Annotated in this window: 4 protein-coding genes; all 4 read left to right on the forward strand. The window is 65.7% G+C overall.

The window, feature by feature from the left end; all coding sequences use genetic code 11:
* Positions 1–328 precede the first annotated feature (328 nt).
* Positions 329–2,794, forward strand: coding sequence for a FimV/HubP family polar landmark protein (locus H0W38_RS15840; protein WP_292455813.1), 2,466 nt, complete (start codon positions 329–331; stop codon positions 2,792–2,794).
* A 46-nt stretch (positions 2,795–2,840) separates the two neighbouring features.
* The gene (gene truA / locus H0W38_RS15845; RefSeq protein ID WP_292455815.1) at positions 2,841–3,641 is read left to right on the forward strand and encodes a tRNA pseudouridine(38-40) synthase TruA; all 801 of its coding nucleotides are present in this window, start codon (positions 2,841–2,843) and stop codon (positions 3,639–3,641) included.
* On the forward strand, positions 3,635–4,303 hold the full coding sequence (locus H0W38_RS15850; protein ID WP_292455818.1) for a phosphoribosylanthranilate isomerase: 669 nt from the start codon (positions 3,635–3,637) through the stop codon (positions 4,301–4,303). The genes truA and H0W38_RS15850 overlap by 7 nt, the downstream gene beginning before the upstream one ends.
* 15 nt (positions 4,304–4,318) lie before the next feature.
* Positions 4,319–5,402 (forward strand): tryptophan synthase subunit beta (gene trpB / locus H0W38_RS15855; RefSeq protein WP_292455820.1); only part of this gene is annotated, 1,084 nt, incomplete at its 3' end.

A 5,402-nucleotide genomic window follows, 5' to 3' on the forward strand; every position in this document is an offset into this window, starting at 1 on the left:
TGTGCAACGAAGCCAGGTTCTGCGAGCAGGCCTTCACGTCAGGGGAATGTGACGCGACGCTTGAGCTTGTTATCGTATCTGCCTGATGTTATTGTCTTTTCAGTAAAAGTTGCAGTGGGAGCTCCGGCTCGCTTCAACCGCATCACGGGCGCACCGAGCATCGCCCTGACGCTCGAATCTTGCATTGGGGGACGCTTTGAAACAATCAACACCTCGCGCGCGGCGAACCGCCAGTCGGTGGCCGCTCGATGCGGTTGCCGCAGCAACACTTGTCATTGCAGCCTGCCTGCCCCAGGACGCTGCGGCTCTCGCGCTCGGCCGCTTGTCGGTGCAGTCTGCGCTTGGCGAGACGCTGCGGGCTGAAATCGATGTGGGCGCCATCACGCCTGAAGAGGCGTCGAGTCTGCGAGCGAGCATTGCCGCACCGGAGGCTTTCCGAGCTGCAGGCGTCGAGTTCAACCCCGCTTTGAGCAACGCCACGGTGGTGCTGCAGCGCCGCCCGGACGGCAAGCCTTACCTGCGCGTGACCAGCGACCGTGCCGTGCAGGAGCCCTTTGTCGATGTGATTCTGGAACTGAACTGGTCGTCGGGCCGCCTCGTGCGCGAGTTCACGATGCTGTTCGATCCGCCCAGCAACCGCGCGGTGGCGGCTGCTCCGGCGCCCGCACCGGCCGTCATTTCGCCCGCACCCAGGCCGGCCGTACCGCGTCCCGGCAACGCTGCCGCCTCACCGCCCCCGACTCGCGCTGCGGCTCCAGTGGCCGCACCTGCTGCCGAAACGCTGCCGACGCCGCCCGCTGCTGCAACTCGCAGCGCCCGACCGTCGATCGAGGGCAATGAATACCGGGTACGGCGAGGCGACACCCTTTATAAAATCGCGGGTCGTACGTTGCGCCCTGGCGTTTCGCTCGATCAGATGCTCGTGTCGCTCTATCGCGGCAATGCCGACGCCTTTATCGGCGACAACATGAATCTTCTCAAGGCCGGTGCCTTGCTTGCCGTTCCGACGGCCGAGCAGGCTCAGGCCTCGTCGCTGGAAGAGGCGCGCCAGCTCATCCAGGCGCAGTCAGCTGACTTCGACGCCTATCGGCAAAAGCTCGCTGGCGGAGTCGCCACGGCGCCGGCCGCGGAGAGCGCCCGTGCAGCGGCAGGCCGCGTTCAGGCCGAAGTGCAGGACCGCAAGGCGGACGGTACCGCCACGCCGGACAAGCTCACGCTCAGTCAGGGCGCCGTCAAGCCAGGTAACCCGGCAGCCGATGACCGGCTCGCCAAGAGCCGCGCAGCGCAGGATGAGGCGACGCGCGTTGCGGAGTTGTCGAAGAACGTCGAAGAACTGCAGAAGCTGCGGGGCGCCGCAGCCGGCGGCGGCGTATCGGCGGGTACGGCAAACGCGCCCGCCAAACCGGGCGGCGTGCAGTTGCCGGTCACCCCGCCCGGCGTGTCGGCGCCGGCGAGCGCCGCAGTTCCTTCGGTATCGAGCGCTTCGGCTTCAGGAATCATGCCTGCGCCGGCCGCGCTCGACGCTTCGTCGCCCGCTTCTGATCCGGCCGGGGCGGCCCCGCCCGTTGCCGTGGCGCAGTCTCCTTCGCCGGATCCGCAGGCGGCTTCAACGCCATTGCAGGCTGAAGCAGCTTCAGCGGCGGCCAGTGCGCCGGGCGCCTTGCCGGTACCGGTCGAAGACGGCCCGGGCGTTATCGACGGACTGCTCGACCACCCGATGTTGTTGCCGGGTGTTGCCGTGCTGCTGGCCCTGCTGGCCGGGCTCGGCCTGTACCGGCTGCGTCAAGGCAAACGCGACAGCGGCGAAACGTCCTTCCTCGAAAGCCGCCTGCAGCCTGACTCTTTCTTCGGCGCCAGCGGCGGCCAGCGAGTCGACACGCGCGACGCTACCGGCGTGCCATCGTCGATGAGCTATTCGTTGAGTCAGCTCGACGCGATCGGTGATGTCGATCCCGTCGCCGAAGCCGATGTGTATCTGGCCTACGGCCGTGACTTGCAGGCCGAGGAAATTCTCAAGGAAGCAATGCGCTCGAACCCGGAGCGCATGGCGATTCGCCTGAAGCTGCTCGAGGTTTACGCGAAGCGCAGGGACACCAAGGGCTTTGAGCAACTGGCGACCCAGCTCTATGCGATGACGAGCGGCGAGGGCGAAGACTGGGCGCGTGCGCAGCAGATCGGCCAGGACATCGACAGCGAAAACCCGATGTATCAGCCTGGCGGTCGTCCGGTCGGTGCCGCGTTGAGTGGCGGTGCAATGGTCGAGCCTCTGGGTGCCAACACAATGCCTCAGTCGGTGCTGCCTTCGCCTTCGCGCTACGAAGCCCAACGCACCAACCTGCCGGAGGACGTGGGCATCGACCTCGATCTCGACGTTTCGGCGCCGGGTCATTTCGACGATGAGCCCCTGTTTCCGCCTGAACGCACTCAGCCGCTCCCCGCCATGGCGACGCATGAGCCTCCGCTCGCCAACACTGGCAGCGCGAGCGCGAAAGTCGTCGAAGATCTGAGCGACCTGACCTTCGATCTGCCCCCGCTCAACCTCGATATTCTGTCGCAACCTGCGCCGCTCGCAGGCGAGGCTGAGGCCGTGGACGAGTTCTCCGACGTTGCAACGCTCGATCTTCCTGGCGTGGCGACACCCGACGATGCCCTAGCCCGCAAGCTGGAATTGGCGGAAGAGTTTCGCCAGATCGGCGATGTCGAGGGTGCACGCGACCTGCTTCAGGAGGTGATCGCGCAATCCGGCGGCACGCTGAAAAGGCGGGCCGAAGGAATGCTGCACGACCTTGCCTGAGTGGGGCGGTTCGGCGGCACCGCCGCCGGCACTCGAACGAGAGACCATGCAGCGCGTGGCTCTGGGGCTGAGTTACCGGGGCGGCGCCTACCAAGGCTGGCAAAGTCAGCCGGGCGGTGCAACCGTACAAGACCGCGTCGAGGCAGCGCTGGCGCAGTTTGCCGACTGCACGCTGCGCACGATCTGCGCGGGGCGAACCGACGCCGGCGTCCATGCGCTCAATCAGGTGCTGCATTTCGACACCCTGGTCGAGCGCGATCCGGTTTCCTGGGTGCGCGGCACGAACCGGTATTTGCCCCGCGACATCGCGGTCCAGTGGTGCCGCGAGGTCGACAACGGTTTTCATGCGCGATACAGCGCGCGCGGCCGGCGCTATGTCTATTTGCTGCTCGAGTCACCGGTGCGACCGGCGCTCGAGGAGGGCTTGGCGGGATGGGTCTTCCGCCCTCTCGATGGCGACGCCATGCGAAGCGCCGCCGCGGTCCTGATCGGCGAGCACGATTTCAGCGCGTTTCGCTCGGCCGAGTGCCAGGCCGCCAGCCCGGTCAAGACGATGCGTCGGATCGACATCCATCGTTGCGGCGCCTATTGGCGCTTCGAATTCGATGCCAGCGCCTTCCTGCACCACATGGTGCGCAACCTGATGGGTTGCTTGATCGCCGTTGGGCAGGGCGCCCGCACGCAGCAATGGCTGCTCGGCGTGCTGGGCGCGCGTGAGCGCCGCCTTGCGGCGCCGACCTTCGCTGCGCAGGGCCTCTACTTCATTGGCCCGTACTACGATGCTGCAATGGGCTTTCCTGCCAGCACTCCCGCCTTCGATTGGTTGCCTCGGCCTCAGCAATGTTGATGAAAACCTCGCGCACCCGCGTCAAGATCTGCGGGCTCACCCGTGAAGCCGATGTCGATGCGGCCGTCGATGCCGGCGCTGACGCGATCGGCTTGGTCTTCTACGCCAAAAGTCCGCGGTCGCTTGATATCGAGCGCGCCGCTGCGCTCGCGCGTCGGCTTCCCCCGTTCGTGACCCCGGTCGGGCTCTTCGTTAACGCGTCGCCAACACAGATAAACGCTGCATGCGCCGCGATCCCGGCCCTCGTGCTGCAGTTCCATGGCGATGAAACCCCGCAGGATTGCGATCTTTCCAGCCGGCCCTATCTGCGAGCAGCACGCATGGCGCCAGGTTTCGATTTGTTAGACTTCGCGTCGCAGTTTCCAAACGCCCAAGCGGTGCTGCTCGACGCGCACGTTGAAGGCTACGGGGGCGGTGGAAAGGTCTTCGATTGGTCACTCGTTCCGTCAGGCGTTACCCGTCCGCTCGTTTTGTCTGGTGGGTTGAATGCTGCCAACGTGACAGATGGGATGCTCGCGCTGCGGCCTTCGGCCGTTGATGTGAGCTCCGGCGTCGAGAGCGCAAAAGGCATCAAGGATGCCGAGGCGATCCGCCGGTTTTGCCAGGCTGTGCGAGACGCCGACGCCCTTTTGTCGGCCCAGGCTGCAGCCGGTTTTCGCTGAACGTGTGATCCACCCATGTTGAACTACCAGCAACCCGATGCAAGCGGCCATTTCGGCCCCTATGGCGGCAGCTTCGTCGCCGAAACTTTGACCCATGCGGTCGAGGAGTTGAAGGAAGCTTACGAACGCTTTCGCGTCGATGCCGACTTCATCGACGAGTTCAAGTACGAGTTGGCTCATTTTGTCGGCCGGCCCAGCCCGATCTATCACGCCGCGCGGATGAGCCGCGAACTGGGCGGAGCGCAGATCCACCTCAAGCGCGAAGATCTCAACCACACGGGCGCGCACAAGATCAACAACACCATCGGCCAGGCGCTGCTCGCCAAGCGCATGGGCAAGCCCCGCGTGATTGCCGAAACCGGCGCCGGCCAGCATGGCGTCGCCACCGCGACGATCTGTGCGCGCTACGGCCTGGAGTGCGTGGTCTACATGGGCAGCGAGGACATGTTGCGGCAATCGCCCAACGTCTACCGCATGCATCTGCTGGGCGCGAAGGTGGTGCCGGTCGAAAGCGGCAGCAAGACGCTGAAGGACGCGCTCAACGAGGCGCTGCGCGACTGGGTCACGAATGTGGAGAGCACGTTCTACATCATCGGCACGGTGGCCGGCCCGCACCCGTATCCGGCAATGGTGCGCGACTTCCAGAGTGTGATCGGCGAGGAATGCCTGACGCAGATGCCGGCCCAGATCGGGCGACAGCCCGATGCCGTGATCGCCTGCGTAGGCGGGGGCAGCAACGCGATGGGCATCTTTCACCCTTACATCCAGCATGCCGCGACAAGGCTGATCGGCGTGGAGGCTGCCGGCCGTGGGCTCGATTCGGGCAAGCATGCGGCCTCGCTGCTGCGCGGCTCACCGGGCGTGCTGCACGGCAACCGCACCTATTTGCTGCAGGATGCCAACGGCCAGGTCACCGAGACGCACTCGATCTCGGCCGGGCTCGACTACCCGGGCGTCGGCCCCGAGCATGCGTACCTCAAGGACATCGGCCGCGCCGAGTACGTCGGCATCACCGATGACGAGGCGCTCGTGGCGTTTCACCGCCTGTGCCGCACCGAGGGCATCATTCCCGCGCTCGAATCGAGCCATGCGGTGGCCT

It is taken from the genome of Methylibium sp., from assembly GCF_013817365.1.
GTDB lineage: Bacteria > Pseudomonadota > Gammaproteobacteria > Burkholderiales > Burkholderiaceae_C > Methylibium.